This is a genomic window from Streptomyces actuosus (assembly GCF_016921115.1).
Lineage (GTDB): Bacteria > Actinomycetota > Actinomycetes > Streptomycetales > Streptomycetaceae > Streptomyces > Streptomyces actuosus_A.
This window is the reverse complement of sequence record NZ_JAFFZS010000117.1, coordinates 1-1,003: the sequence shown is the minus strand read 5'-3', so window position 1 is coordinate 1,003 and position 1,003 is coordinate 1. Positions and strand designations below refer to the sequence as shown.

The 1,003-nt window shown below is 20.9% G+C and carries 1 protein-coding gene; it reads right to left on the bottom strand.

Annotated elements, in window-relative coordinates:
* Positions 1 to 135: 135 nt before the first annotated feature.
* Positions 136 to 516 (bottom strand): NADH-quinone oxidoreductase subunit A, encoded by a 381-nt coding sequence (locus JS756_RS38915; protein ID WP_205387443.1) that lies wholly within the window; start codon positions 514 to 516, stop codon positions 136 to 138.
* Positions 517 to 1,003: the final 487 nt, after the last annotated feature.

Sequence of the window (1,003 nt, the reverse complement as noted above, 5' to 3'; positions counted from 1 at the left end):
ATATTATATTTATACATAACGGATAAAGTGAAAAATTAAAAACTAAAATAAAGTTATAAAAAAGAGTGATATAATAAAATTATTTTTTTTTTTCTTATTACATTAATACTAATTATAAATTAAAGAATAACCACTTCAAGTTTTATTATTAAAACTAAAAGTTTGTCTACTTTCAATTTTTAAAGCATTTTTACCTAACTCAAAAGCAAACCCTAAAGTCAATACAAGGAAAAATACGAGCATAATAACTAATCCATATATTCCGTTTGTATATGCACTTACTACATATGGGTAAACTAATAAGATTTCTAAATCAAATAATAAGAATAATAATGCAAATATAAAGAAAGATATACTGAATTGTGTTCTATTCTGTCCTAAAAAAGAGTGGAAACCACACTCAAATGCACTATCTTTTTCTTGATAAGGATTATGAGGTGAAAGTATTAAATTAACAGCTAGTAACACTATTGCTAATATAGGGATTAAGAACAAAAAGAAAGTTGTAGTTGTCATTATTAATTTCTTATTATACATTTTAATTCACAAAGTTAATTATTTTTTTTTTTTTTATTAAAAGTTAAATTAAAATTAATAAATATAACCAGTGTGTATTAAACTAAAGATTATATTATTGTTTTGTTATCAAACTAATATATTAATATGAAAATATTAATATATTTTTATTAAAATATTATTTAAATATAGAAATATAGTTAAATTTTAGTATTTATCCTTACCCTCCCCTCCCTGCTTCAAGTATACACTAATATGCTTTATGTAAAAATAATTAGCCACACTTACACAAAGCAGTATTATACTTATTATACCCTACCCAACTATAATGTTAATTAACACTATAGAAAAATAAAGTTTATAAAAAATAGTAAAAATTTATATTTTTTCATAATTTTCATAGGTTTTAATAGCTAATTTTATAATAAATGTAAAGGAGATAATAATTCCTGGTAATTGCGAAACAACTATGAAGGGTATTTTATAC

Excerpts from the sequence above, each read along its gene's own strand:
- JS756_RS38915 (WP_205387443.1), bottom strand. The coding sequence starts at position 516 with ATGACAACTACAACTTTCTTTTTGTTCTTAATCCCTATATTAGCAATA.